Source organism: Tardiphaga sp. 768_D3_N2_1, from assembly GCF_052076105.1.
GTDB lineage: Bacteria > Pseudomonadota > Alphaproteobacteria > Rhizobiales > Xanthobacteraceae > Tardiphaga.
This window is the reverse complement of record NZ_CP197245.1, coordinates 594,008-619,930: the sequence shown is the minus strand read 5'-3', so window position 1 is coordinate 619,930 and position 25,923 is coordinate 594,008. Positions and strand designations below refer to the sequence as shown.

23 protein-coding genes are annotated in these 25,923 nt (G+C 62.5%); 10 read left to right on the top strand and 13 right to left on the bottom strand.

The window, feature by feature from the left end:
• Window positions 1–63 precede the first annotated feature (63 nt).
• The 5 genes from AB8A27_RS02960 to AB8A27_RS02940 form a co-directional block, all read right to left on the bottom strand.
• On the bottom strand, window positions 64–1,155 hold the full coding sequence (locus tag AB8A27_RS02960; RefSeq protein ID WP_441240606.1) for an alkene reductase: 1,092 nt from the start codon (window positions 1,153–1,155) through the stop codon (window positions 64–66).
• 182 nt (window positions 1,156–1,337) lie between these two features.
• The gene (locus AB8A27_RS02955; RefSeq protein WP_441240605.1) at window positions 1,338–1,838 is read right to left on the bottom strand and encodes a DUF1993 domain-containing protein; all 501 of its coding nucleotides are present in this window, start codon (window positions 1,836–1,838) and stop codon (window positions 1,338–1,340) included.
• A gap of 122 nt (window positions 1,839–1,960) precedes the next feature.
• Entirely contained in the window at window positions 1,961–3,190 is a 1,230-nt protein-coding gene (locus AB8A27_RS02950; protein ID WP_441244814.1) for a lytic murein transglycosylase, read from the bottom strand.
• 72 nt (window positions 3,191–3,262) lie between these two features.
• Window positions 3,263–4,162 (bottom strand): HNH endonuclease, encoded by a 900-nt coding sequence (locus tag AB8A27_RS02945; RefSeq protein WP_441240604.1) that lies wholly within the window; start codon window positions 4,160–4,162, stop codon window positions 3,263–3,265.
• Window positions 4,163–4,205: 43 nt separating this feature from the next.
• Complete coding sequence (locus AB8A27_RS02940) at window positions 4,206–5,651, bottom strand: helix-turn-helix domain-containing protein (RefSeq protein ID WP_441240603.1); 1,446 nt, start codon at window positions 5,649–5,651, stop codon at window positions 4,206–4,208.
• A gap of 210 nt (window positions 5,652–5,861) precedes the next feature.
• Here AB8A27_RS02940 and AB8A27_RS02935 point away from each other — a divergent pair, with 210 nt between their 5' ends.
• Both AB8A27_RS02935 and AB8A27_RS02930 read left to right on the top strand, forming a co-directional pair.
• Window positions 5,862–6,071, top strand: coding sequence for a DUF4170 domain-containing protein (locus AB8A27_RS02935; RefSeq protein ID WP_115031262.1), 210 nt, complete (start codon window positions 5,862–5,864; stop codon window positions 6,069–6,071).
• Between the two features lie 292 nt (window positions 6,072–6,363).
• Complete coding sequence (locus AB8A27_RS02930; RefSeq protein ID WP_092141727.1) at window positions 6,364–6,870, top strand: hypothetical protein; 507 nt, start codon at window positions 6,364–6,366, stop codon at window positions 6,868–6,870.
• Window positions 6,871–6,935: 65 nt separating this feature from the next.
• On the opposite strand, the gene AB8A27_RS02925 is transcribed toward AB8A27_RS02930, so the two are convergent.
• Entirely contained in the window at window positions 6,936–7,820 is an 885-nt protein-coding gene (locus AB8A27_RS02925) for a metallophosphoesterase family protein (protein ID WP_441240602.1), read from the bottom strand.
• Between the two features lie 138 nt (window positions 7,821–7,958).
• Between AB8A27_RS02925 and AB8A27_RS02920 the strand changes: the two genes are divergently transcribed.
• Together AB8A27_RS02920 and AB8A27_RS02915 are read left to right on the top strand one after the other, a co-directional pair.
• Entirely contained in the window at window positions 7,959–8,447 is a 489-nt protein-coding gene (locus AB8A27_RS02920) for an NUDIX domain-containing protein (RefSeq protein ID WP_441240601.1), read from the top strand.
• A gap of 56 nt (window positions 8,448–8,503) precedes the next feature.
• Window positions 8,504–9,019 carry a GNAT family N-acetyltransferase gene (locus tag AB8A27_RS02915; RefSeq protein WP_441240600.1) on the top strand — a complete coding sequence of 172 codons (516 nt, stop codon included), beginning with the start codon at window positions 8,504–8,506 and terminating at the stop codon, window positions 9,017–9,019.
• Window positions 9,020–9,169: 150 nt separating this feature from the next.
• On the opposite strand, the gene AB8A27_RS02910 is transcribed toward AB8A27_RS02915, so the two are convergent.
• From AB8A27_RS02910 to AB8A27_RS02900, 3 genes are all read right to left on the bottom strand, one after another.
• Complete coding sequence (locus AB8A27_RS02910) at window positions 9,170–11,524, bottom strand: TonB-dependent receptor (protein ID WP_441240599.1); 2,355 nt, start codon at window positions 11,522–11,524, stop codon at window positions 9,170–9,172.
• Between the two features lie 124 nt (window positions 11,525–11,648).
• Window positions 11,649–12,026, bottom strand: coding sequence for a DUF2946 family protein (locus AB8A27_RS02905; protein ID WP_441240598.1), 378 nt, complete (start codon window positions 12,024–12,026; stop codon window positions 11,649–11,651).
• A gap of 206 nt (window positions 12,027–12,232) precedes the next feature.
• The gene (locus AB8A27_RS02900) at window positions 12,233–13,159 is read right to left on the bottom strand and encodes a LysR family transcriptional regulator (RefSeq protein ID WP_441240597.1); all 927 of its coding nucleotides are present in this window, start codon (window positions 13,157–13,159) and stop codon (window positions 12,233–12,235) included.
• Between the two features lie 101 nt (window positions 13,160–13,260).
• Here AB8A27_RS02900 and AB8A27_RS02895 point away from each other — a divergent pair, with 101 nt between their 5' ends.
• Complete coding sequence (locus tag AB8A27_RS02895; protein ID WP_441240596.1) at window positions 13,261–14,955, top strand: FAD-dependent oxidoreductase; 1,695 nt, start codon at window positions 13,261–13,263, stop codon at window positions 14,953–14,955.
• Complete coding sequence (locus AB8A27_RS02890) at window positions 14,952–15,938, top strand: Bug family tripartite tricarboxylate transporter substrate binding protein (protein WP_441240595.1); 987 nt, start codon at window positions 14,952–14,954, stop codon at window positions 15,936–15,938. Before AB8A27_RS02895 ends, AB8A27_RS02890 begins: the two co-directional genes overlap by 4 nt.
• A 22-nt stretch (window positions 15,939–15,960) precedes the next feature.
• Here AB8A27_RS02890 and AB8A27_RS02885 read toward each other — a convergent pair whose 3' ends face one another.
• The 4 genes from AB8A27_RS02885 to AB8A27_RS02870 are packed head-to-tail and all read right to left on the bottom strand — an operon-like array spanning window position 15,961 to window position 22,795.
• Window positions 15,961–18,024: a hypothetical protein gene (locus AB8A27_RS02885; RefSeq protein WP_441240594.1), complete on the bottom strand. Its 2,064-nt coding sequence runs from the start codon at window positions 18,022–18,024 to the stop codon at window positions 15,961–15,963.
• A 9-nt stretch (window positions 18,025–18,033) separates the two neighbouring features.
• Entirely contained in the window at window positions 18,034–20,847 is a 2,814-nt protein-coding gene (locus AB8A27_RS02880; RefSeq protein ID WP_441244813.1) for a DUF4159 domain-containing protein, read from the bottom strand.
• The gene (locus AB8A27_RS02875; RefSeq protein ID WP_441240593.1) at window positions 20,847–21,791 is read right to left on the bottom strand and encodes a DUF58 domain-containing protein; all 945 of its coding nucleotides are present in this window, start codon (window positions 21,789–21,791) and stop codon (window positions 20,847–20,849) included. The genes AB8A27_RS02880 and AB8A27_RS02875 overlap by 1 nt, the downstream gene beginning before the upstream one ends.
• Window positions 21,791–22,795, bottom strand: coding sequence for an AAA family ATPase (locus AB8A27_RS02870; protein ID WP_115031250.1), 1,005 nt, complete (start codon window positions 22,793–22,795; stop codon window positions 21,791–21,793). The genes AB8A27_RS02875 and AB8A27_RS02870 overlap by 1 nt, the downstream gene beginning before the upstream one ends.
• A 282-nt stretch (window positions 22,796–23,077) precedes the next feature.
• Here AB8A27_RS02870 and AB8A27_RS02865 point away from each other — a divergent pair, with 282 nt between their 5' ends.
• From AB8A27_RS02865 to AB8A27_RS02850, 4 genes are read left to right on the top strand one after another with little or no spacing between them, the layout of a single operon-like run.
• Entirely contained in the window at window positions 23,078–23,689 is a 612-nt protein-coding gene (locus tag AB8A27_RS02865; RefSeq protein ID WP_441240592.1) for a DUF1285 domain-containing protein, read from the top strand.
• Between the two features lie 35 nt (window positions 23,690–23,724).
• Window positions 23,725–24,408, top strand: a complete 684-nt coding sequence (locus AB8A27_RS02860; protein ID WP_092139689.1) for a CoA pyrophosphatase — start codon at window positions 23,725–23,727, stop codon at window positions 24,406–24,408.
• Window positions 24,405–24,668: a DUF6111 family protein gene (locus AB8A27_RS02855; RefSeq protein ID WP_441240591.1), complete on the top strand. Its 264-nt coding sequence runs from the start codon at window positions 24,405–24,407 to the stop codon at window positions 24,666–24,668. The genes AB8A27_RS02860 and AB8A27_RS02855 overlap by 4 nt, the downstream gene beginning before the upstream one ends.
• The gene (locus AB8A27_RS02850; RefSeq protein ID WP_441240590.1) at window positions 24,665–25,918 is read left to right on the top strand and encodes a CCA tRNA nucleotidyltransferase; all 1,254 of its coding nucleotides are present in this window, start codon (window positions 24,665–24,667) and stop codon (window positions 25,916–25,918) included. The genes AB8A27_RS02855 and AB8A27_RS02850 overlap by 4 nt, the downstream gene beginning before the upstream one ends.
• Window positions 25,919–25,923 lie beyond the last annotated feature (5 nt).

The following is a 25,923-nucleotide window of genomic DNA, read 5'->3' as shown; positions in this document are numbered from 1 at the left end:
GTTTCCTGAACAAACAAAAGGCCGGGAGCGATCCCGGCCTTTATTTCTTCGATGATCGCTATCTTACTTCGCAGCCGCCAGCGTCGGATAATCTGTGTATCCCTTCGCGCCGCCGCCATAGAACGTCGCCTTGTCGGGCTCGTTCAGCGGTGCGCCGGACTTCAGGCGCTCGACCAGATCCGGATTCGAGATGAACGGCTTGCCGAAGGCGATCAGGTCGGCGGCATTGGCGGCGAGCACCTTCTCGGCAAGCGCCAGGTCAAAACCGTTATTGGCGATATACGTGCCCTTGAAACGTTTGCGCAGGCTGGCGTAGTCAAACGGCGCATTGTCGCGCGGACCGCCGGTCGCACCCTCGACCACATGCAGATAGACCAGCTTCTCGGCGCTCAGCCCGTCGGTGATGTAGTCGAACAGTTTCTGGGCCTCGCTATCGATGGCGGCATCGTTGGCCGGCGTCACCGGTGAGATGCGGATGCCGGTCTTGTCGCCGCCGATCTCCCTGGCAACGGCCGCGGCCACTTCCAGCATCAGTTTGGCGCGGTTTTCCATCGATCCGCCATAGGCATCGGTGCGCTTGTTGGTGGATTCACGTACGAACTGTTCGAGCAGATAGCCGTTGGCGCCGTGAATCTCGACACCATCGAAACCAGCCTCGATCGCGTTGGCTGCGCCGCGGGCGAATGAGTCGATCACACCCGGAATTTCACCGAGTTCAAGCGCACGTGGCTCGGAAACGTCGGTAAAGCTGTTGTTGACATAGGTTTTGGTGTTCGCGCGGATCGCCGAGGGGGCCACCGGTGCGCCGCCGTTCTGCTGGAGGCTCACATGCGAGACGCGGCCGACGTGCCAGATCTGCATGAAGATGTGACCGCCCTTGGCATGGACGGCTTCGGTGATTTTCTTCCAGCCGGCGATCTGCTCCTTGGTGTAGATGCCGGGCACATCCTGATAGCCCTGGCCTTGTTGCGACACCGGCGTGCCCTCGGTGATGAGGAGACCGGCGCTGGCGCGCTGGCCGTAATACTCGATCGCCAGCGGGTTCGGCACGTTGCCGGCGATTGCGCGGTTGCGCGTCAGCGGCGCCATCGCCGTGCGGTTCGAAAGGGTGATATTGCCGAGTTTATAGGGCTCAAACAGTTTGGACGCGCTCATAGGAATGTTCCATTCGATGAAGGATGAGATCGAGTTGGGCATCACGCAGCGCCTTGGCAATGCCCTTGCGCTGCCTGTCTTTTGTTCAGGATAAAGCAGTCGTAGCGATGGGGAACTGAATGATCATGATCTTTCCATCGGCCTGCGTGTAGTGAAATATCCTGTGGTGACGGCAGGTATTACTACGCGCCGAGGAAATCGCGTTTGCCGATCTCGACGCCGCTGTGCCTCAGAATGCCGTGGGCAATGGCGACGTGGAAGTAGAAGTTCGGCAGCGAGAAGCTGCTCAGATACTGCTGGCCCGTCATGGTCGTGGTCTTGCCACCGCCGATCGGAAACGTCACCTCGCGGGTGTCGGCGCCTTCGAATTGGGCGGGCGTAAAACCCTTCACATAGTCGATCGCCTTGGCCAGCCGCTGCTTCAATTCTCCGAAGGTCTTCTCAGTGTCCGGAACGGACTGCGGCTCGTTCTGGGTCAGCCGGGCGCAACCACGCATGGCCTGATCGCAGGCGGTCTGGACCTGGCGCGAGAGCGGCAGCATGTCGGGATAGAGCCGCGCGCCGAGCAGGGTTTCGGCCTCGATCTTCTTGGCCGTGACGTGGGCTTCGGCCTTGTCGAGGATCGCGGACAGGCTGCCCAGCATCTGCAGATAGGCGGGTACGACGGAATCATAGAACGGCATGAGGATGCTCTTTTGTGATGCGTTTCGAGGCACAGCAGGGACGCGGAGAAAGATGCTGTTGCATGGACTTGGGGCGCGGCCGGCCGAATTCAACCGCCCCAACGGTACAAAAGAGAAGAAATTTACCGCCCGGATTTCAATGCCACGAGCAATTCAGCCGTTGGCCAGGAATCCGCGGGCAGGCCGAATTTGACCTGCATCGCCTTCACCGCCGTGCGGCTCTGCTGGCCGAGGATACCGTCGATCTTGCCGACAGTGAAGCCGCGCTTGACCAGCAGTTGCTGCAGCTCGCGCAACTCAGGATGTGACAGCTGCGCGACAGGAGCGGAGGGCTGTCGCATCTTGGAGGCGCCATTGATGCGGGTGGCGAGATAGGCTGCGGTGGTCGAATAGATCAGCGAATTATTCCATTCGGTATAGGCGGCAAAATTCGCGTAAGCGAGGAATGCCGGGCCATGACGCCCCATGGGCAGCAGCAAGGAGGCCGGCATGGTGTCGTTCGGCAGCGGCCGTCCGTCGGGATAGCTGACACCGAATGACGCCCATTTTGCACGCGGCAACTGGATGGTGAGATCGGCCTGGTCCCACGGAATGTTCTCGCTGACGCGCACCTCCTGCAGCCACGGTTCGCCGCGCCGCCATTTCAGCCCGGTGGAAATGTAGTGCGCGGTAGAGCCGATCACGTCGGCGGGGCTGCGCAGCAGGTTGCGATGGCCGTCGCCGTCATAGTCGACGGCATAGTTGAAATAGTGCGTCGGCAGAAATTGCGTCTGGCCGAGTTCGCCGGCCCATGAGCCGATCATCTCGGCTGGCGACAGATCGCCGCGATCGATGATCTTGAGTGCGGCGATGGTCTCGTCCTGAAACATCTTCGAGCGCCGGCAATCATAGGCCAGCGACACCAGCGAGCGCAGCGTCTGCAGATTACCCATCTGTACGCCGAAGTCGCTTTCCAGCGCCCAGAACGCGGCGATGACCGCCGGCGGCACGCCATATTCTTTCTCGGCGCGTGCGAAAGCCGCGGCATTCGCCTTGATCTTGAGCTGCCCGTTCTGCATCCGGTAATCCGCCGCCATGCGGCCGGCGAATTGCGAGAACAATTGTCCGAATACCCGCTGGCCACGGTCGCGATTGACGATGCCCTGGTCGTAGACGAGATAGGGCGATGCTTCCGCCATCGCGCGCTGCGACACCCCGGCAGCAACCGCTTGCTGTTTCAGCCCGGCGAGGAATTGATCGAAGCTCTGGCCGTTGTGACAGGACGCAGCGCGCTGCGCGGAGGCGGGGGAGGTGAGGGCAAGGAGGGAGATAAAGCCCGTTGCTGCGACCGTCGCCGCCACACGCCTTAGCATCGTCATTCGCTGCATGAATTGCCCTCCCCGTCGCCATGCCCGGCTAATGCCAGCATCCACGTCTTATAGCGATTATTGTTTGAAGCGATTTTCACGATGCCAGCTCAAGAACCGCGGATGTGGACGCTGAAAAGTTCGTAAAGGTGGAAGCGCGTGACCATTCTTGTTGATAAGAGCGCGGACGCTCTCAAGGTCGTTTACCTGACGAGAGATCAGAATTTGCAGTTCGTCAGACAGGCTGATCAATCCACGATCGAACATCCAGTGAGCTGTGCCTGAAAGGGCGATCCCATTGTTAATGATGTCAGGGCCGTTCGCTTCGACCGGACGGATATGTGCCGCATCAACTTCGGCCCGGCCGCCGCCATTGATCAATCGCAGGCCAGTGACCGCGCAGCGTCGATCGTAAGCATCCAGGATAATACGGCGAAAGGTTCGGTCGCGTACGATCCTCGAAGTCAAAAAATTCAGGCGCTCGCGAGTCTCTTCGAATTGGAAAGGAGTTTGCTGCTCCTGAAGCTGGGCATCGACCGGAATGTCGTCCATTCTCGGCAGGATCTGAGGCGCTTCTTCGAGACCCCGTCTAATAATGCGCTCGAAGTCGCTTGGGCTTACAGGACGCACCGCTGCTTGCGCCCTGCCTGAAATCCGCCCCTGCTCGTTGAGAACTCCATGTTCAATCACGCCATCGGCGTCTGAAAACGGAACGGGTGTCGCAAATTCAAGGTAGCTCGACGGCTCGATCAACGCCAAATACATTCCTGCGGTCGAGGGATCAGGGACAATTTGCTGCACTTTGGATATTGCATAGTATCCGCGTGTGGCTTTGACCTTTCGGGGCTCAAGGTAGACGATCCAATCACCCTCGAAATTCTGCGCGCGACTGAGATATTGGCTGGGAAATTGATATCGCTCGGACGGGCTGTCGTCGTAGATTGAATCCGTACGATGAATGAAAACGCCAAATCCCATGTGGTTTGTATAGCATGGCTTTTGTTGATGCCCAGGCCTCGCCTCATAACTCCCGCGCATTACTAAACGCAAAGCTCGATACCCGTCGCGTATTCTCGTCCAGGATCAGGCTGCGCGTGATCGGCGGCTCCGCCCGCTGGCTGCAGTTTTCGCGCTCGCAGAGGCGACAGTTGACGCCGATGGGGGTGCCTTCGGTCTTCTCCAGATCGAGCCCCGCCGAATAGACCAGCTTGCCGGCGTGGCGGATCTCGCAGCCGAGGCCGATGGCGAAACGCGGTTGCGGCTGCGGGTGTGGTGCAGCGGGCCTGCGCAGCGTCTGCGCGATGGAGAAGTAGCGGCCTCCATCTGGCAGTTCGATCACCTGGCTCAGCAGACGGTCCGGCGTGTCGAAGGTGGAGTGCACATTCCACAGCGGGCAGGTGCCACCGAATTTCGAGAACGGGAATGTGCCTGACGAGAAGCGTTTCGAGACGTTGCCCGCATTGTCGACGCGCAGCATGAAGAACGGAACGCCGCGTGCATTCGGCCGTTGCAGCGTGGTAAGACGATGACAGATCTGCTCGAAGCCGACATTGAAGCGCTGGCCGAGCACCTGCACATCGTAATTCAGCGCTTCCGCCGCAGCATGGAACGCCGCATAGGGCATCAGCGCCGCTGCGGCGAAATAGTTGGCCAGCGTGATGCGATAGAGTCGCCGCGTTGTGTCGTCGAGCGGCCCGGCGCGGCCGATGATGGTCTCGAAATTTGACGAGCACTCCACGAGGCCGATCTGGAACGCGACCTGAAAGGTGCGGCCCGGTGCGTCGACCATTTCCGAGATCAGCAATTGTCGACGATGCCGATCGAAACGTCTGAGCGTCTCGCGCATCACGTCCACCGGCATGATGCGGGTGACGATCGAATACTTTTCGCGCAGCCGCGTACTGAGCGCTGCAAACAAATCCTGCGACGGCACGTTGATCTCGTCGCGCAGGCCCTCGGCTGCCGCCTCGAGTTCGGGAAAGTAGTTGCGGTTGGCCTCGATCAGATCGCGCACGCGCTCGATCGGATTGGCCTCGAACTGTGCGCCTTCATGGCGATCTGCCATCTGCGCCGCGACCATGGTCTCGCCGCGCCGCGCTTCGGTATAGGCCGCATAGAGCCGCTGCAGCGCATGCGTGACGCCGGGACAGAGTTCCGCGAGATCGCGCAATTCCTGTTTCGGCAAATCAATCTGGCGAAACAGCGGATCGGAAAAGATCTCGTTCAGCTCGGCAAAGAAGCGGTCTTCATCGGCAGTCGCGAGATCGCGGAGATCGAGGTCATAGGTCTCGGCGAGGCGCAGCAGCAATTGCGCGGTGACCGGCCGCTGGTTGCGCTCGATCAGGTTGATATAGCTCGGCGAAATGCCGAGCCCCTCGGCCATCTGGGTCTGCGACAGGCCCTGTTGCTGCCGGATCCGCCGGAACCGCGGCCCCACAAACAGTTTCTTGCCAGACTCGCCCGCCATTTGTGCCAATCCCGATTTCGAGCCGCCACCCTGTAGTCGTCAGTTATGACAAAATTTACAAAGTGACATTTATTACAAGTCGTGATGTTACATTGCATCACCATTCAAATACAAGGTATCTGGTGGTTTTGGCTGATATCGCGTTATCTCTTCACACGGTGAATGCATCGCATGTCACGAATGTCGATTTGAAATATACAGGAGCACGACATGTCACACGGTAGCAATTTCTGGGTCATCGGCGGCGAGTTCGGTTCGATGAACTTCCACAAGCTGGTTGAAGGTTCGGCCCAGGTGCAGGGCCCGTTCAAGACGCGCAAAGAGGCCGAAGAAGCCTGGAAGACCGTGTCGGAAGAGAATCGCCATCGTGCCGGCGTCCGCTTCTCCATCGTCGAAGAGCCGAGCCGCCAGGTCGCTTAAGACCGACGGGTCGCCTGAGGCTGAGATTCCGAGCGGCGCCAGTGCCGCCGGATCGCCTCAAGCCTGTCGCTGGTTTGCCCATAAGAAGACGTCCAAGGATATCAGCGGCCTCATCCGGGCAACCGGGTGGGGCCGCTGGTGTGTTCAGCGGCCAAGTCTCTGGAAACAAACGGCCTTTCCGGCACTCGTGGTTACTGATAGGTTACTGCCGGTGAATGGCAGCGCTCAGGCAGTCAGAAAGAGGTCCAGCGTGGCGAGTAACGGGACGAAGCCTGTCGAGGAAGCCAGGCCGATGCGGCTGCGCGACGCCCTGCGTCAAGCCCGCATCGAGGCGGCCGATCGCACCGGTGTCGTCGTCGAGCTGCGTGATGCCGAAGTGGCGCGGCTGGAGATTCTCAACGAGGCGCTCGATTCGCTGTTCGCTGAAATCCCTCCCGGCGTGGAGATGTTCGACCGCGGCATCAGCCAGGGCGACACGCCGCGGCTGTGGATCGACATGGTCGCCCATGTCGCCATGGGCCGCGACAAGCGCATGTATCGCTTCGTGCAGGACACCCGCCATGGCCGCGTGGTGCTGGCGGAGGCGCATGACGTTCCGACCATCGTGAAGGCCGTCACCGACTATATCGCACGCCGCATGATCGAGCGAGAACATGCGCTGGTGACCATGCCGGCGCCGCAGGTCACGACGGCGGCGAAGAGGCCGCACAGCCGGTTCTGGCCGTTTCTGCTCGGAATGATTGTCGGTGTGATCGGTCTGTTCGCGCTGGCGCTATTCGTGTCGGTACGCGGACATTAGGTTTCTCTGTCATTCCGGGGGGGCGTAAAGGCGCTCCGGAATGACCAACACGAAAAGTCATGCAGCTACACCAGCATCGTTCGCGTCAGCTCATGCACCATGTTGCTGCCTCCGAAGCCCCGCACCGTCTGTTCGCAGCGCCAGCGCTCGCCGTCACGTTCGATGGCGAACAGATTGTAGGCGGCTGCAGGCTTGTGGCCGTGTGCAACCGCTGACGCCGACGGCACTCCGACAGCAGGAATGCGCCGCTGCGGGCCGTCGAACCACATGGTTGAATGAATATGGTCGTGGCCGTGCAGGATCAGTTCGACGCCGTGGCGCTTCAGCAGAACTTGCAGCGCATCGGAATCCGTCAGGCTCTTGTGCCTTTGCTTCGAGCGCAGCGGATGATGGATCAGCAGCACGCGAAATAGATGCGCGTCGGCGAGACCGCCAAGCATAACGTTGAGCGCCCTAAGCTGTCCTTCGCCGAGCGAGCCTGTCGCCATGAACGGGGCGGTGGGCACACTCGACGACACGCCGATCAGTGCCAGCGGTCCGCGGATGCGCAGAAACGGGAAGCGCGTGTCCGCGGTGCCGTCGCTGCGCACGTAGTCGCCGAAGGTTTCGGCGAAACGTTCCGGCGCGCCGCGCACATAGGCGTCGTGATTGCCGGGGACCAGCGAGACATGATCCGGTGTCCCGACACTTTCGATCCAGCGCCGTGCGCGCGGAAATTCGGTAGCGAGCGCGAGATTGACGAGGTCGCCGGTCACCGCGATATGGTCCGGCTGTTGCGCCTGCATGTCGCTGACTATGACATCGAGCATGTCGCGGCGGTGGATCAAATGCCGGTTGCGCCGCCAGTTCAGATAGCCGAGCACGCGCTGTCCCATAAGCTCGCGCCAGTGCGGCTCCGGCATCGGCGGAACATGCGGATCGGACAGATGCGCCAGGGTGAATGCGGTCATGAGAAGCGATCCGCCCCTGTGCGTATGTGAACAAGCCCGCTCAATGCGCCCTCATGCCTGTGAAACCCCTGCATGTTTTGGCAAGGTGGGGCATATGACGCAAGGACCCACCGTGTCGCCAGCCAGGAATTTGCCGCGATGACCTCACCGACGTTGCGGCAGCGGCTGGAGCCAACCCTGCGCAAATTCGTGCATCTCTATTTCCGCGTCGCGCGCGGGATGACCTTGGGCGTCCGTGCCGTGGTGCTCGATGCGGATAACCGTGTGTTTCTGGTCCGGCACACTTATGTGACCGGCTGGTATCTGCCTGGCGGGGGCGTCGAGGTCGGCCAGACCTTTCGCGAGGCGCTGGAGATGGAGCTGCGGGAAGAAGGCCGTATTGAACTCACCGGTGAGCCGGTTCTGCACGGCGTCTTCCTCAATAGCCACGTCTCGATCCGCGATCACGTCGCGGTCTATGTGGTCAGGCAGTTCCGGCAGGACCGGCTGCCTGAGCCCAATCGCGAGATCGCCGAGACCGGTTTCTTTGCCCTGGACGCCTTGCCCCACGACACCACGGAGGGCACGAGGCAGCGGCTGGCCGAGGTTTTCGCGGGCAAGCCGATCAGCGCCACCTGGCGGGGATAACCCTGCGTGCCGGGCAATAGACCGCGCGCCCGCCAGATGCTATCTCGCCTCCCGACATGAATGACCTTTCTCTGACCATCCTGGCGGAAACCGCCAACGACGCCCAGATCATCGAACGGCTGCATGCCCGTACCTTCGGTCCGGGTCGTTACGTGCTGTCAGCCTATCGGCTGCGCGAACATGTCAGCCATCTGCTCGATCTGTCGTTTACGGCACGGATCGGCACGCTGCTGGTCGGCTCCGTCCGGCAATTGCCGATCTGTGTGGGCGATACGCCGGCGCTGCTGCTCGGGCCGCTGACCGTCGAGCCGCCATTCCGCAGTCGCGGTGTCGGCCGCAAGCTCATGGATCGCGCGATCGAGGATGCCCGCAAGAAGGGCCACAAGCTCATCGTGCTGGTGGGTGATGAGCCCTATTATAGCCGGGTCGGTTTCAAGGCGATCCCGAAGGGCAAGGTCACCATGCCGGGCCCGGTCGATCAGAACCGGCTGCTGGTGCTGGAGCTGGTGGAAGGCGCGGCGGATGGGCTCGCGGGCGCTGTCAGGCCGGACTGGGACGCAGCGAAGCCGTAGCCACAAACTGTCATTCCGGGGCAGGTCGAGCCGCTAAGCGGATCGGCCTGAACCCGGAAGCTCGACATGGTGGTGCGCTGGAGCCGCACGAGGTTCCGGGTTCGCGCATTCAGCTGCGCTGAACGCACGCCCCGGAACGACGAGTATCAATCAGAACTTCACGCTCGCAAACGCCCGCACATTGAGCCCGGGCTGCAGCACATTATCCTTGTTATAGGACACCGCATTACGGATGTTCTCGTTCAAGAGGTTGTTGCCGACCACGCCGAGGGTCATTTCCTTGGCGCCGTAGATGCGCGGATCGAGCAGCGTCTTGTAGCTCACTTCCGCTTTCAGCAGATTGTAGCCCGATGTCGGTGTCTCGGCGATCGGAGCGATGTCGTTCTGCGCGAAGGCGTGCAGCATGTTCACGCGCGCGAACCAGTTGGCATCGCGCCAGAACAGACCGCCGCCGGCACGCACCGGCGGAATCCGCGGCACGTTGGTGCCGTCGCTGAAGGTTGCGCGCACGATATCGGCCTGGGTCTCGATGCCCCATGTGCCGCCATAGATCTGCGCGACGTCGAGTTGGCTCTGGAATTCGCCGCCGCGGAACGTGGCGTCACGCTGCGAATAGATCGCCTGGTTCAGTTCGAGGCCGAGCCCCGCCTGGCAGACTCCATCTCCGCACGTGTTACCGGTCAGGCGACGATAGATGAAGCCGTTATACTGCGTGTAGTAGCCGGTGAGCTCGAAGCGGAACGGGCCAGCGGCACGGCGCAGGCCGAGTTCGACCGACTTCGCCGTCTCGATGCCGAGATTTGGATTGCCGATGTCGAAGGTTTCCGTCGCATCGTGTCCGCCGCGCGAGAACAGTTCGGCGGGCTTTGGCGCGCGCTCGGTATATTGCGCGGTGATGCTGGCGGAGAGTCCATACCAGGGCAGATCCTGGATCAGGCCGATGCTGCCGCTCTTCGGCGTGAAGGTGAGGTTGCGTCCAACGGACGGACCGATGGCACCGGGATCGGCATTGAGATCGAATTCGTTCGGGATCGACGATGGTGTCGTGCCCGAGAGTTCGACATGCTCGATACGGCCGGCGATCTGCGCCTTCGTGGTTTCGGTGAACTTGAACTCGTTGAAGCTGTAGCCCGCGACTCTCGTGTTCTTGTTCGGATCCCACAAGCCGTTGAGGGGGCTGCCGATATCGTCTGGGCTCGGCGCGGTCAGCTCCTGGTGATTGACCTGCAGGCCGAAGGCCGAGGTGATCGTGGCGAAGCGTGCATTGAAGGGCATCATCTGCACTTCGAGCCGCCCTTCCTGTTCCTTGTTGGTGAAGGTCTGGCGCACGCCGTCACTGGTCGGATCACTCGCGTCCGCAAGGCCGATTTCGTTGTGCTTGTAGTTCGTTGCGCCAACCCAGAAGCGGATCGCCTCGATGGCCGCCGCATCTGGGCGATACTCGCCCTTAGCGGTGAACTTGGTCTGCTGGCCGGCGATACGGGTACCGACCTGCGCGCCTTCGACGCCCGGAATGCGATAGGTCGTGTTGTTCTGCGTGATCGCCGCGCCGATATAGCCGCCGTCGAAGAAATACGATCCGCCGACCGAGGCACCAGCCGATTGGTTCGACGAATTCGGCTGTTTGCCGTTGAAGGCGAGGCCGGGCTCGGCGTAGGGATAGCTCGGGACATTATAGTCGCCGGCCTTGCGGCCGTAGACGTCGGCATGGACGGCGACATTGCCGCCGCCGGCATCGAGCAGGATGCCGCCATCGACACCGCGATCCACCGAACTGAATGAGGTGCGGACCTCCGCATTCATGCAGCCGGGTGCGGCGAGACCGGCAGCCGGCGCTTTCGCCGGCAGGCCGTAGCTTTGGAACGGCGTTGCAACGGCGCAGTTCGGCAGCGCATCGGGAATGCGATTGTTGCTGGCGCTGACCACGCCGCCGATCGATTGTGAGCCATAACGCAGCGTCGCCGGGCCGCGGATTACCTCGATCTGGTTGGCAGCAAACGGATCCACCGGCACGAAGTGATCTTCGCCGAGGTCTGATGCGCCATTGCTGCCGATGCCGTTCTCGACGATGCCGACGCGATTGACGTCGAGACCCCTGATGATTGGCCGGCTCGAGGCGCCCGGCGCGAAGCCGGAACCGGTGATGCCGGGTTTGTTGGCAAGAAGATCGCCGAGTGTCGATGCGCCGGAACGGCGGATCTCGTCATTCGGCACCACCGTGACAGTGGCGAACTGATCGGTGACGATCGGGAGTTCGCCCTGCTGGGCTTGTATAACAGGCTCCGCTTCAACGGGCACCGGGGCAGCGTTGCGGTTTGGCGCGGGGCGCGTGACATGCGTATGCGTCGCGCGTGCCGGCACCGGTTTGCGGCGCACGATCGGGCTCGGCGCGGTGACTTCCACGGCGGGAAGTTGCGTCTGCGCCAGCACGGATTGTGGGAGGCAGCTCAGTCCCACCACGGCGGACGTGCCGAGCAGGAGGGTGCACTTGAATTGAATCGACATGGATTTGTCCTGACTTCACCGGCTGCGCGGTCATTGCGCTCGGGCCGGGACTCGCGGTGATGCGAATCTCACTTCGGTTTCACTGCGCGCGAGGAATTCGCGGCAGCGATCGTCAAAGGTGATGTCAGGATGCAGGAGGGCCGCGCGGCTGCGATGCACCGCTGATGGCGTCGAGATGCTCGAACTCGGCCTCGGTGATCCGCTGCAGCAAGATGGCGGCCTGCGGCAACAGCAGGACCGGTGGTGCGGTAAACAGCGCCGTGCTGGCCATCGCCATGACGGCGCAGATGGCGCAGGGATCGGCGGCGCGATGGTGGTGGTCAGTCTCGGGAGCGGCCGGCGTCTGCGCAGCTTCGTCGACTGAAACCGCGATGGCGGAGTCGAGAGGTGCCGCGTGGACGGTTCCGCCATGGACGTGGCCGAACGACAGAACGAGTTGCACCGCCAGCGCGAACAGCGCCAGCTTTGCCCCATGTCTGATATTCGCGCGAAACCACTTCATGCCGACAGGCTGCCCCGCATCGGCCGGCAGAGAGGTCTGCCAGTACCGATGTTATAATGTAACATCGCGCGGCGGGCGCCCGGGTGTCAACGGCCAGTCATGTCCCGACACAGAAACCGGGCGGGCTGTGGGATTACGGCAACGCTTCGCGTCGACGCGCTGATGGAGCAATCAGGGGGAACGACGAGAGACACCCAAATTGCGCGTTACGCCGTCGCGCGCCTTGCAATGGCCGTTGCGTGTGCGCTGGCCAGGACGCGCGCGGTGGTCTTCTGAAATTGCAGCGCTGCGGGCGACAGGCTGCGGCCGGTTTGCTGAATCCAGGACAATTGCCGCGTAATCGCGGGTCGTACGAGCTGGAAAGCGATCAGCCCCGGATATTGGTCGGTTGGCATCATATAGGAGGGCAAGATCGCATAACCGATGCCCTTCGCCGTCATCGAAAGCGCCGTGTTGATGAGCGACACTTCATGGGTCGGGATGAGCACCTTGCCATCGCGACCCAGCCGTCGGTCGATCTGTGCACGGATCAGCGTGTCGCGGCGCATCGCGATGGTCGGTAGATCAGCAAGTTCATCCCACGATAGCGTTTGCATCGCTGCGATCGGGCAACCTGGCCAGCCGATGGCGCTGAGACGTCCTCTCACCAGAGGCGTCAGCGTGACCTCGGGCACCGGGCCATCCACGCTGCCGATGGCGAATTCAGCATCCGACGCCAGCAGCGCGCTGACAAGCTGATCGGACGCGACGTCGCGCATGATGACATCAACGTCGGGATATGCGGTGCGGAATGTCGCGAGTACTGACGGCATGAGCGCGGAGGCGGCACCGGCCGATGCGACGAAGACGACTGTGCCGCTTCGGGCTTCCGACAGGCTGCGCATCTGACGCGTGAGGCTGAGCGCGTCGCCCAACATGCGCTCTGCAGCTCGTACCGCATCGCGTCCGGCTGCGGTCGGTATACACGACCGTGTCGTGCGATCGAACATTGGCAGGCCCAGCTGCAATTCAAGTTGGCGGAGCAGCAGGCTGACCGCGGCCTGGGTGATGTGAAGCTCCTGGGCTGCGCGCGTCATCGAGCCTGTGCGGCTGACCGCGACCAATGCTTCCAGTTGGCGAAGGGTGATATTCATCAGGTAATCTTATCAACCAATACTGGAAAAGCGACTTCTCTTATCAAGAGTTGCAGCTAGCTTCAACGTAACGCGCGCAGACGCGGTCGAGGGAGCCAGCCATGCAAGACTATGAGACATCCGTCGTTGTTATCGGCGCAGGGCCCGTGGGCCTCACCGCTGCTCTGGACCTCGCATCCAGAGGGATAGATGTGATCGTGCTCGAGACGCGGCACGCTGGCGAGCCGCCCAATGTCAAATGCAATCATGTTTCGGCGCGATCGATGGAGGTGTTTCGCCGGCTTGGCATCGTGGCCCAGATCCGCGACGCCGGTCTGCCGCCTGACTTCCCCAACGATTGTTCGTATCGCACCACCGCAACGGGCATGGAACTCAGTCGGATCGTCATTCCGTCGCGTGCAACGCGCTACACCGCAACGGATGGACCTGACACGTGGTGGCCGACACCCGAACCGCCGCACCGGATCAACCAGATCTATCTGGAGCCGGTGCTGTTTGCGAATGCCGCAGCCAATCCCAAAATTACCATTCTGTCCCGCACCGAGATGGTGCATTTCGATCAGGATATGTCAGGTGTCTCGGTCGAGGCCCGCGGGCTTGATGAGGACCGATCTTTCACCATACGTGCCAAATTCCTCATCGGATGCGATGGCGGCCGCTCATTGACGCGGAAGTTGATCGGCGCCTCTTTCGTCGGGACGCCTGTGATCCAGCGCGTCCAGTCGACCCTCATCGATGCGCCGGATCTGAAAATCCTGATGCAGCCGCACACACCGGCCTGGATGGTGCTGGCGCTCAATCCGCGACGTACCGGGACTGTCGTTGCCATCGACGGGCATGATCGGTGGCTGATCCACAATCACCTCAAACCGGACGAGCCGGAATTCGACTCCGTCGATCGCGACTGGTCTATCCGCACAATTCTGGGTGTCGGGCCTGATTTCAATTACGAGGTCGTCAGCAAGGAAGACTGGGTTGGGCGCCGTCTCGTCGCCGATCGCTTCCGCGACCGTCGCGCCTTTATCTGCGGCGATGCCGCCCATCTCTGGATGCCTTACGCAGGCTATGGAATGAACGCCGGTATCGCCGATGCGGTTTCGTTGTGCTGGATGCTCGCGGCACATCTTAACGGCTGGGCGGATGCCGGTCTGCTTGATGCCTATGCGGCCGAACGTCAGCCGATCACCGATCAGGTGTCACGGTTCGCGATGGAGCATGCGCTTGCCAGCATCAGCCAGCGCGGCGCTGTGCCAGCGGTGATCGAGGAAGACAGCGAAGCGGGTGCAGCGGCGCGTGCCGCGGTCGGCCGTGCCGCCTACGATCTCAACGTGAAGCAATACTGCTGCGCCGGGCTCAATTTCGGTTACTTCTACGATCAGTCACCGGTCATCGCCTATGATGGCGAGGCGCCGCCGGCCTATACGATGGGCGATTTTGAACCCTCGACGGTGCCGGGCGCCAGGATGCCGCACGTCTGGCTGAGCGACGGCCGTTCGATCTTCGACGCGATGGGGCCCGGCTATACGCTTTTGCGCTACGATCCGACTTGCGACGTGACTGCGCTGAGAGAGTCCGCGCGCCGCAACGGAGTTCCTCTGACGGTGCTCGATCTGTCGATATCTGAGGTCGATGCAGGACAACCCGCTGAAGCACTGCTGCTGGTGCGGCCGGATCAGCATATTGCCTGGCGTGGCCGTCTCGCTCCATCGGATCCCGAAGCGTTGATTCAACTCATCACCGGCAGAGCCGCACACAAGAGCCGGGCTTCGCACACTGTTTCGGGAGCAATAGCATGACCGTATTCGCTCCTACCCGCAGGATGTTGCTTGCGGGCGCGGCCAGTTCGATCGTGGTCGGAACGACCACGCCTCTATGGGCCGCCTATCCTGAGCAACTCATCAAGATTGTTGTCACCTTTCCGCCAGGTGGCAGTGCCGACATCTTTATCCGTGCGCTTGAGCCGGTGATCGCTGCAGACCTGAAGCAGGGGTTCATCATCGAAAATCGTGGCGGCGCGGGCGGCAATATCGGTATGCAAGCCGTGGCGCAGGCGAAGCCCGACGGCTACACCCTCGGTGTTGCACCGGCAGGCGCATTGACCATCAACCCTCACATCAGCCCGGCGACGTCTTTCGATCCGATCAAGGATCTGACGCCAATTACGCTGCTGGCCGATATTCCGTTTGTGCTGGTCGCAGCGCCTGACGCCCCATTTACCAAGCTGAAAGAGGCGCTAGCGGCTGCGGCCGCAAAGCCTGGCCAGCTTTCGGTGGGATATGGCGGCAATGGCACCGTGATGCACATGACGGCTGCGCTGTTTCTCCAAACAGCGAATGTCAAACTGACTCTTGTTCCCTATCGGGGCACAGGGCCTGCGGTGACCGATGTCCTTGCCGGGCATATCCCGCTTGCGGTGTTGGACATCCCCAGTTCGCTGGAATTGATCCGTGCCGGCCGACTGAAACCACTCGGCGTCACCAGTGCCAAGCGCGTGCCGTTCCTTCCCGAAGTGCCCACACTTGATGAGCAAGGTATTGCCGGGTTTGAATCGACGGGCTGGTTCGGCCTTGTTGCTCCCGCGGGGACACCTGGTGACATCGTGACGCGCTTGAATGCCGCCTTCGTCAAGGCTCTGGGAGACCCGGACGTGATCGAGAAACTGCGGACGATCGGAGCGCAGCCGGCACCCATGACGCCGGAAGCCTTCGCCGCCTATATCCGCTCGGAAAGCGCCAAATGGGGGCGTCTGATGCGGGAGATGAATCTCGCGGCGCAATGACTGGCGCCGCGGTTGGTCCGTACTAGCGACTTTCCCGCAGCCACGTCGCAGCGAAGGCGCCGAGCAGCAGCAACAGCCCGATCAGGCCGGCGAACACCGGCAGCACGCCGACGCCACGGACCACGCTGGCGTCGCGCATATGCACGCCCATCCAGCCATCGCCACGGAACACGGCCGAGGAACGCACTGGCACGATGCGCGGCAGGTCGATGCCCGAACCCTCATTGATGCGGCGGGCATCGCCGCCCGAGGCCTGCGCCAGCGGCTTCAACATCTCGGTGGTCGACGTGACCTCGGAGAATTCCTTCGGATTGATCGGGCCGACATTGATCAGCGCCTTCAGCGTGCCGTCGGTGGCTTGCCACAGGCCGAGTTCATCGGCGGGCGTGGTTGCGCGCCACAGGCCGGGTTCACCGGCACTGAGTGTCAATTCGCGGGTCTTGCCAGACGGCGAGGTCACGGTCACGGGCTGCACGGCATCGCCCATCGTTTGGCGCAATACGACGAGGTCCTTCCCCTGGCTCTGCAGCTTCAGCGCTTCCTCGTCGAGATCCGGCTGCTTCATCAGCCAGTGCGATGTGCGGCGAAGCAGATCGAGATGCGGGCCGCCGCCTTCATAGCCGCGTGCCCACAGCCAGATGTGATCCGACAGCAGCAGTGCGACGCGACCTTCGCCAGCGCGCGCCAACAGCAGCAGCGGCTGGCCATCGGCGCCGGTCATCACCGGCGGTGTAGTGATGTTGCGGGTCTCGACGGTGCGGAAGAACCGGCTCCATTTCGGTGGCTCGGAATTGGAGCCTTCGAGGCTGCGCGTCACCGGGTGACGTTTGCCGATATCGCTGAGATGCGCATAGAACGGTTTCTCGCTGACGCCGACGGGCTCTGCGGGGAGCACCGAATCCAGCGGCGTGCGCCAGATCGACGTGTTCGATGCGTAATCGGGACCAGCCGACACCAGCACGGCGCCACCGGCGCGGACATAGCGCGCGATGTTGTCGAAATAGGCGATCGGCAGCACGCCCTGGCGGGCATAGCGATCGAAGATGATCAGCTGGAATTCGTGAATCTTCTGCTGGAACAGCTCGCGGGTCGGAAAGGCGATCAGCGACAGTTCGTTGATCGGCGTGCCGTCCTGCTTCTCCGGCGGGCGCAGAATGGTGAAATGCACGAGATCGATCGACGCATCGGACTTCAGCAGATTGCGCCAGGTGCGTTCGCCGGAATGCGGCTCGCCGGAGACCAGCAGCACGCGGAGCTTGTCGCGCACGCCGTCGATGGCGACCACGGCGCGGTTGTTGACCAGCGTGAGTTCGTTGTCGAGCGGAGAAGCCTCGATCTCGACGATGTTCGGGCCGGCATGTTTGATGTCGACATCGATGCTGACAGTCTGACCCGACAGCACGGTACGCTCGCTCAGCGTATCGCCGTCGCGGCGAATGGCGACGCGGGCGCGTTCGCCGGTGACGCCCTGATCGTCGAGGCGGAATGTGACGCGCTGCGACTGGCCGACGATGCCAAATCTGGGAGCAGCCGTGATGGCGATACGGCGGTCACGCTCGTCCTTGCGGCCGGTGATCAGCGCATGGACCGGCGCATTGAAGCCGAGACCCGCGACATTGGCGGGGATGTCGTGGACACGGCCATCGGTGATCAGGAACGCGCCGGCCACACGGTCGGTCGGGACGTCGGAGAGAGCGGAGGACAGTGCGCCGAACAGTTTGGTGCCATCGGTTTCGCCATCAGCCTGTCCAGCCTCGACGACACGGACTTCGAGGCCTTTGACCTGCTTCAGCCGGTCTACGAGCTGCTTCTGCGTTTCTTCGGTTTCCTTGGTGCGTTCGCCGAAATTCTGGCTCGGGCTCTTGTCGATGACGACGGCGGCGACCGATGTCAGCGGCTCGCGCTCCTCGCGCGTGAAGGACGGATTAGCCAGCGCCAGCAGGATCAGCGTCAATGCGGCAACACGCACGGCGGCGCCGCGCGCGCGGCCGAGCAAGAGCAGCGCTGATATCACCACGATGGCAGCGAGGCCGATCCACAGCACGATGGTCGGAACGAGAGGCGTAAACGCGATGCCGTATTGCATGTCGCGCTCCTATTGTCCGAGACGTTCGATGAGCGCGGGCGCGTGCACCTGATCGGCCTTGTAGTTACCGGTCAGCGTATACATCACAATGTTGACGCCGGCCCGGAATGCGAATTCACGCTGCCGCGGTTCGCCGGGCGTCAGCGGCAGCATCGGCTGGCCGTCCGGCCGCATCGCCCATGCACCGGCGAGGTCGTTCGATGTGATGATGATCGGCGACACGCCGTCACCGCCGCGGGCCGGACGCGAAGCGGCGTCGTCGCCATCGTCGCGCGGCAGCGTTTCGACCCAGGTCGGTCCGGAATTGAAACGGCCGGGGAAGTCGCGCAGCAGATAGAAGGTCTTGGTGAGCACATGCTCGCGCGGCACCGGCTCGAGTTCGGGTACGTCGAGCGATGAGAGGATGTTGCGCAGCGTCAGCATGCCCGGCGTTTGCGACTCGCCATTCGGTCCGGGTGGCGCTTCGACAGCATCGCGGGTATCGAACAGCACCGTGCCGCCCTGCTTCATATAGGCGTCGATGCGGTTGATGGCTTCCTGCGGCGGCTTGGCCGCGCCAGGAATGATCGGCCAGTAGATCAGCGGGAAGAACGACAGCTCATCACGCGCCGGATCGACGCCGACGGGCTCGCCAGCTTCCAGTGCGGTGCGCTGCGCGAGAAACAGCGTGAGGCCGGCCATACCGGATTTGACGATGGAATCGACGTCTGCATTCCCCGTGACGACATAGGCCAGGCGCGTCTGGGACACCGACTTGACGGCGAAATCGTCGCTGGCCGGATCGGCACGCGATGGCATGGGCGTGCCCATCACAGTCGTCAGCGCCAGAGCAACGGCGAGTGCAGTAGATACAGCGCGGCGACGGAACATCGCGGCGATGGCGCCGCCCAGCAGCGCGACGATGATCGCGTCGACCAGAAACAGCGCCAGTGCCGTCGAGAGCAGGATGCCGCGGAGGTCGCGCGGTTCGGCATTGGTGTAGCTGGCGCGGTTGGCCTTCAGGCCTGAGAAATCGATCGGCCCAATGCGATCGGCCGATGCCAGTGCATTCACCGCAAGCGGACCGTCGGCAGGGCCATAGAAGCCCGGTGGGTGATCGAGCGTGGCGCGGTCGCGATAGTCGGCAGCGAGCGGCTTGGCAGTCGATGGCGGCGGGGTGAAAGCGCCGAAACCATCAAGCGTGCGCAGTGGCGCAACGGTTTCCGCACCGGCTTCGCCGGCGACACCTGCACCGGGCGTGGATGTGTAACCGCTGATATCGACAACCCTGCGCAACATTTCCACGAAGGTGCCAGACAATGGCAGGTCCGACCAGCGCATATCGGCGCTGACATGGAACAGGGTGACGAGGCCCTTGCCACGGCGCTCGCCGGTGACCAGTGGCGTGCCGTCGACCAGAGAAGCCCAGCTCTTCGAGGCCAAAGCTGCATTCGGTTCAGCGAGCACCTGACGGTTCACAGTGATGTCTTTTGGGACCGGCAGTCCGGCAAAGGGGCCATCCGCGGCGAAGGACGCCAGATGCTGCGGCTTCTCCCAGGTCAGGCTGCCGCCGAGGCTGCGGTCGCCGCGGCGCAGTTTCACCGGCACCAGATCGTCGTCGCCTTGCGCCAGACGAGGCCCGGCAAAACGCACCAGCACGCCGCCCGCATTGATCCAGGCATTGAGACGCTCGCGAATCTCCGGTGACAGCGTGCCGACATCGGCCAGCACGATCATCGGCAGTTTCTGATCAAGGAACTGCGTGATCGCCTGCTGCGGTGCGCCGCGATCGCCGAGGCGGACATCGGCGAAGGGCGCCAGCGCGCGGGTCAGATAGAAGGTCGAGGCCAGCAACGGCTGCGCGGTATCGTTGGTCGCGCCCGACACGATGCCGATGGCGCGGCGGCGCCAGCGCTTGTCCAGCAATTGCACGGCGCCCGCAGAACGCTCGCCGGCTATTTCCAGCCGCGCGATGTCGTTGCGCAGTTCGACCGGAAGGTCGAATGAGGCTTCGGTCTCGCGATCGTTCGGCGTGAACAGGAACCTGGCTTCGCCGACCGGCGATCCCTTCTGGTCGAGGCCGCGCACCACGCCACCGTCGGGGCCGCCGCTATTGGCGCGCAGCACCTTCACGGTCATCTTGGCCGCAGCATTTTCTGCTGCCACCAGCGCATGGGCCGGCGTGGCGCCACCATCATAGATGGTCAGCGTGCGGTCGCCGATGGTCTTCGCAAGGCCCTGCGTGAAGTCCGCACCGCGGCCAGTGTCGACGCCATCCGAGAGCCAGACGATCTCGCTGTCGCCGGTGGCTTTCAGGAAGCGCTCCAGCGCCGGCAGCGTATCGACACGGTCGATCGCGTAAGGTTTCGGTGAGAGCTGGCGCAGCGCGACGCGGGCGGTACCGCCGGGCAGCAGCGTGATGTCGCGGTTCGGCTCGGACAAAGGAACGAGGGCAACGCCGCGGCGGTTGCTGTCGGCATTGGCAATCAGCTCATCCGCCGCTCTGACGCGCGCATCCCAGCTTGCTGCAGCGCTCCAGCCATCATCGAGCAGGATCGTCAGTGGTGCATTGCTGCCAGCGATGCCTGTTTGCGGATTCCAGATCGGACCGGCCGTGGCAAAGATGACGAGCGCCGCAGCCAGCAGGCGCAGCAGTGTCAGCCACCAGGGCGAGCGCGACGGGGTTTCTTCCTTCGGCGTGATGTCGAACAGCAGCCGCGTCGGCGGGAACGCGATGCGCTGCGGGCGTGGCGGCATCACGCGCAGCAGCCACCACAACACGGGAAGACTGATCAGGCCGAGCAGCAGAAGCGGGTTGGCGAAGGCGAGCGGGAAGCCACCGATCATGCTGAACGTCCCGCCTTGACCATACTGCCGCCCCCGGCAGATTTGTTGACCATCATGCCGCCATGCAGGAACAGCAGCAGCTCGGCCGCCGAGCGGCTGGTGGTGTGCGTGGAGAACAGCCAGCCGAGCTTCGCGGTCTCGGCACGGATCTCCTCGCGATGCGCGGTGACGCGCGCCACGTAATCTTCGGCCCAGGTCTGCGCGCGACCGGCGGTGATGACATCGCCGCTTTCCGGCTCGACGAATTCGACGCGGCCTGAATAAGGGAAGCTCTCTTCGGCGGGATCGACGACCTGCACCAGCGCGCCATGCGCGCCAGATGAAGAAAGTCCCGCCAGCATTTCCTTGATCTCCGGCATTGGCGACCAGAAATCGCCCAGCACCACGATCTCGGCCAGCGCAGACGGCACAAACGAGGGAGGCAGGCTGGCGCGGTTGGTCGTGTCGTGCAGCATCGCCTGCGCCATCTTGTCGATGACGCTGCGGCTGGAGGTCGGATTCATCAGGCCGGGCACGCCGACACGTTCACCGCCAGCTACCAGCAATTCAGCCAGCGCGAAGGTGACGATCAGCGCGCGTTCGAGCTTGCTGTCGCGTGCGCCTTTCGATGCAAAAGCCATCGACAGGGAACGGTCCGGCCACAGCCAGACGGTGTGCGCTGCTTCCCATTCCTGCTCGCGGACATACAAATGATCGTCGCGCGCCGAGCGACGCCAGTCGACATTCTGCGACGGCTCGCCCGAGACAAAGCGACGATATTGCCAGAAGCTCTCGCCATGACCGGCGCGGCGCCGGCCATGCAGGCCATGGATCACCGTTGCGGCGATGCGCCGTGCTTCCAGCACGAGGCGTGGCAGTGACGCTGCCAGCGAACGGCTTTCGCCATCGGCGCGGCGGACTGCGATGATCTCCTGCGTGGCGTGATCCGGCACTGCGGCCATTAACCGATCCGTGTCTTGATCTGACGGATGACGTCGGGGACCGTGCGACCTTCGGCACGCGCAGAGAAGGTCAGCGCCATACGATGCTTCAGGATCGGCTCGGCGAGATCGAGCACGTCATCGATCGACGGCGCGAGACGGCCATCGAGCAATGCGCGCGCGCGCACCGCCAGCATGAGCGACTGCGAGGCGCGCGGGCCGGGGCCCCAAGCGATCAGCTTGCTGGCATCGCCGGCGTCCGGTCCGGGACGTGCCGAACGCACCAGCGTGAGGATCGCCTCGACCACGCTGTCGCCGACCGGCAGGCGGCGCACCAGGCGCTGTGCCGTGATCAGAGTGTCGGCAGTTACGGCAGCCTTGGCGATGGTTTCTTCGGCGCCGGTGGTTTCGAACAGGATGCGGCGCTCGGCATCGCGATCGGGATAATCGACGTCGATCTCCATCAGGAAGCGATCGAGCTGCGCTTCCGGCAGCGGATAGGTGCCTTCCTGTTCCAGCGGGTTCTGCGTCGCCAGCACGTGGAATGGCTTCGGGAGATCATGCCGCGCACCGGCCACCGTGATGTGCTGTTCCTGCATCGCCTGCAGCAATGCCGACTGCGTGCGCGGCGAGGCGCGGTTGATTTCGTCAGCCATCAGGAGCTGGGCGAACACAGGTCCTGAGATGAAGCGGAACGAGCGCTTGCCGGCGACGCTCTCGTCCAGCACTTCGGCGCCCAAAATGTCGGAAGGCATCAGGTCGGGCGTGAACTGGATGCGCTTGGCGTCGAGGCCGAGCGTGGTGCCTAGCGTTTCCACCAGCTTGGTCTTGGCGAGACCGGGAACGCCGATCAGCAGCGCATGACCGCCAGAGAGAATGGTGACCAGCGTGTTTTCGACGACGCGTTCCTGGCCGAAGATGACAGTGGAGATTGCATCCTTGGCGGCGCGCATCTGGCCGGCCACCTGTTCCGCGGAGCGGACAATCACGTCTTCGAGTTTTTCGACACTGTCAGCGCCAGCCATCCATTGCTCCTTCGGGTGAACGGCGCCTGAAATACGCCGCCGCATTTGTCGTCACGCCATCTTAGTATTCCATGGACCTGATGCTAAACTTAAGCGAAGGCCATGTATTTGTTGAATTAAACTATCCCCACAATATCGGGATGCGGGTATGAACGGCATCACGTTGTGGCGAGTTTGAATGCGACACCGCACGTTTCAAGACTTGAGGTTCAAGACTTAAGGCTTGAGGTTCAAGACTTGCACCAAACGTGCCAAATGGCAGTGGTAAAGTCAGGGCAAACAATGGCGAAGCAAGGGCAGATCGCAAATCAGGGGCTGGATGGCCTGACCACTGCGGCGAAGGATGCGGCGGCCAACGGTAAAGCTGGCAAGGGCCTGCCGCCGGTGCATTTGTGGAATCCGCCGTTCTGCGGCGATCTCGACATGCGAATCGCTGGCGATGGTACGTGGTTCTATTTGGGTACGCCGATCGGCCGGCCGGCATTGGTGCGGCTGTTCTCGACCATTCTGAAGCGCGAGGACGGCAAGCACTTTCTCGTGACCCCCGTGGAGAAGGTCGGCATTACCGTCGACGATGCCCCATTTCTGGCCGTCGAGATGCTCAAGGAGCAGGATGCGCGCGGGACAGTGCTGAAGTTTCGCACCAATGTGGACGATTGGGTGGCGTGTGACAGCATACACGGGTTGCGATTCGAGATGGCAGAGGACGGCGGACTGACGCCCTATCTGCATGTCCGCAGCGACCTGTGGGCCAAGGTGACGCGGGCGATCTATTACGATCTGGTTGACATGGGCGAGGAGCGGATGGTCGATGGTACTGCGATGTTCGGCATTGCCTCCGCGGGCGCGTTTTTCGCCATGGCCGATGCGGAGCAGATCAGGGAAGCCACCTAAGTGAGCCGATTGAAGTGAGCCGGACGAGTGAGCCGATGCTGAAGACCGACGCGGACGCCGCGGATATCGGCGAATCTGGTCTGTACAATTCAGCTGAATTTTTCAAACGAGCGAGGGCACGCCTGAATTTCGATGTGCCCGGGGGGCTCACCGACGCCAGCATCATTCCCGTCACCGGCGATGCTGGCAACGACCGCATGATCCAGATCGTGGCGCAGGAGCGGCCGATCCGTCCGGCCGCGGTCCTGATCGGCATCGTCGAGCATGAACAGCCAACTGTGCTGCTCACCCAGCGCTCTGCGCATCTCAACGATCATGCCGGACAGATATCGTTTCCCGGTGGCAAGATCGATTCGACCGATGCCTCGCCGCTGGACGCCGCGCTGCGCGAGGCCGAGGAGGAAATCGGTCTCGATCGCTCCTTTGTCGAACCAATCGGCTATCTTGATCTTTATGCAACCGGCTTCGGTTTTCGAATCCTGCCGACGCTGGCGCGTGTGAAGCCAGGCTTCAATCTGACGATCAACGAGAACGAAGTCGAAAGCGCCTTCGAGGTGCCGCTGGCATTCCTGATGGACCCCGCCAATCATCAGCTGCACAGCAAGGAATTCCGCGGCATGGAGCGGTCCTATTACGCGATGCCCTTTGCAGAGCGCTACATCTGGGGCGCTACCGCAGGGATTCTGCGCGTGCTGTATGAGCGGATCGTGCTGACATGATCCGTCCGGTCCTGACCGAAATCGGCATCTTTCTCGTACCATTTGCGCTTTTTGCGCTGTTTCTGTTCGCAACGAAAAACAATGTGACGCTGAAATCGTCATGGCCGATGTCGGTGGTGATCAAGCTCACCGTCGCCGCTTCCGCGCTGGTGATTGCAAGCCTCGTGTTGCTGGCGCAATTTTCCGGCGCGCCGCCGGGATCGACCTATGTCCCCGCGCATATCGAGAACGGCCGGCTCGTCCCGGGAGTCGAAAAATGAGTGTGCGCAAACTGCACGACGCGCCGTGGCTCACGTCAGGACCGTCCGGGCAGGTGTTGGCGCTGCTCAATGGCAATGGCGAGGAAGCCCGCGCCGTCGGCGGTGCTGTACGCAACGCATTGATGAATCTGCCGGTGGGCGAAATCGATATCGCTACGACGGCCGTACCCGACGAAGTGATCCGCCGCGCCAAGGCGGCGCATATCAAAAGCGTGCCGACGGGCATCGAGCACGGCACGGTGACGCTGGTTATCGACGGCGTGCCGTTCGAGGTCACGACATTGCGCGAAGACGTCGAGACCTTCGGCCGCAAGGCCAAGGTGGCGTTCGGGCGCGACTGGAAGCGCGATGCCGAACGACGTGATTTCACGATGAACGGTCTTTCGGTGTCTATCGACGGCGTGGTGCATGACCATGTCGGCGGTCTCGAAGATCTCGATACCCGGCGGGTGCGCTTCATCGGCGATCCCGACAGACGTATCGCCGAAGATTATCTGCGTATTCTCAGGTTTTTCCGTATTCATGCCGCCTACGGCGCCGGGGCGCCGGATCGCGAGGGCTATCTCGCCAGCATTCGCGGCCGCGATGGCATCGCCGGGCTGTCGGCCGAACGTGTGCGGATGGAAATGCTAAAGCTGCTCGTGGCGGAGGGCGCTTTTGCTGCGGTGGATGCGATGGTCGATGCCGGGCTGATGCTGCGGCTCGTGGGTGGTGTCACCTATAAGGGACCATTCGCAGCGATGATCGCTATCGAGCAAGTGCTTGGGCAAAAGCCCGATGCGGTTCTGAGACTGGCTGCGCTCGGCGTGGCTGTCACCGAGGATGCGCGGCGGCTCGCGCAAAAGCTGCGGCTGTCCAATGATGAAGCCAAGGCACTGGATTCCATGGGGCATCGCTGGTGGCGACTGAAGGGCATGGACGAATCCCATGCCCGGCGTCGGCTCTATCGCCTGGGTGAAACCCGTTATCGCAATCGCATGATGCTCGCCTGGGCGCGCGCCGGCCGCGATGCCGATGTGGAGGCGTGGAAAGCGCTCGTGAGCTTGCCCGAGCGCTGGACCCCGCCGGTGTTTCCGCTCAAGGCTGCGGACTTCATGGCGCGCGGCATCGCCAAGGGGCCGGCGCTCGGCCATGTGCTGGCGCTGGCGGAAGATGCCTGGCTGGCGCTGGATTTCCCGATGGAGGTCGACGTGATGACAGTTATCGCTGATCAGACGATCGCGCGGTTCAAGCACGACCATCAACTCTGAGGCCC